Annotated in this window: 1 protein-coding gene; it reads left to right on the plus strand. The window is 47.6% G+C overall.

The features are described from left to right. Positions 1–1,046: prephenate dehydrogenase/arogenate dehydrogenase family protein (locus A3739_RS02360; protein ID WP_156502269.1), on the plus strand; the 1,046-nt coding region annotated here is incomplete at both ends.

Here is a 1,046-nt window from a genome sequence, read left to right on the forward strand (position 1 = left end):
ATGTAGGAAGTGTTAAGGGTAACTTTGTTTCTGCAGTCGAGTCGGTGTTCGGCGATGTGCCAGAGTTTGTTGTTCCTGGTCACCCGATTGCTGGATCAGAAAAGAGTGGAGTTACTGCCGCAAATAGTTCGCTCTACCAAAATCATAAAGTGATTCTTACTCCCTTAACGCATACTGATGAGCGAGCATTATCCTTAGTTGACGCGATGTGGAGCGCTTGTGGTGCTAATGTGCTGCAAATGTCGGTTGAAAAGCATGACGAGGTCTTGGCGGCAACGAGTCATCTTCCTCATTTGATCGCATTCTCATTGGTTGATACCTTGGCGGGAAATCCTGATAACGAGGATATTTTCCGCTATGCTGCTGGTGGTTTTCGGGATTTCACGCGCATCGCTGCAAGTGACCCTAGAATGTGGCACGACATATTTCTTGCAAATAAAGAAGCCGTTCTAAATGTATTGGATCGCTTCTCTGTAGACTTGCAAAAACTACGCACTGCGGTCGCTGATGACCAAAGCCAAGAAATGCTTGGTGTATTTACGCGCGCTCGAGCGGCGCGAGAACATTTTTCTAAAGTCTTATCTGGACAATCCTACGTAAACGCTATGAATACAAATAATGTAATTTTTAATGCTGGCGCAGGCAGCGCTTTATCTGGTGCTATTCGTGTTGCCGGTGATAAATCTATTTCGCATCGATCTATTATGCTCGGAGCGCTTGCAGAAGGTGTCACGGAGGTCGAAGGATTTTTAGAAGGTGAAGATAGTCTTGCAACGCTTCAGGCTTTTCGTGATATGGGTGTTGTCATTGAAGGGCCGAACAACGGGCGAGTTAAGATTCATGGTGTCGGCTTGAATGGGTTACAAGCGCCTCCGGGGCCGATCTATTTAGGTAACTCGGGTACGGGCATGCGTTTGTTCGCTGGTTTGCTCGCGGGACAAAGTTTCGATACCGAGCTTGCTNGTGATGAGTCGCTGACAAAGCGTCCGATGGAGCGTGTAGCGAAGCCCTTACGTGAAATGGGCGCTGTTATTGAAACAGCTGAA

The organism is Oleiphilus sp. HI0067, assembly GCF_001635735.1.